The 211-nt window shown below is 46.0% G+C and carries 1 protein-coding gene; it reads left to right on the plus strand.

What is annotated here, in order from left to right:
• Positions 1-211, plus strand: a 211-nt coding sequence (locus RRF55_RS29240; RefSeq protein ID WP_439419489.1) for an AMP-binding protein, incomplete at both ends; no start/stop codon positions are given.

The raw sequence follows: 211 nt of genomic DNA on the forward strand, positions 1-211 counted from the left end.
TAGATGGTGACAGCCTTGTTAACCTGATTGACAACTATAAAGTTACTGTGGCTTTAGGTGTTCCCACCATCTGGCAAGGCTTACTTGCAGCTGCGAAAAAACGTGGGACAACTTTAGAAGGTATGAACCGTAATGTCGTGGGTGGCGCTGCATGCCCACCGTCGATTATTCGTGATTTCAAAAACAACTATGCTTGCGACACCATTCATGC

The organism is Klebsiella sp. K47 (assembly GCF_051858335.1).
Classification (GTDB): Bacteria; Pseudomonadota; Gammaproteobacteria; order Enterobacterales; family Enterobacteriaceae; genus Klebsiella; species Klebsiella pneumoniae.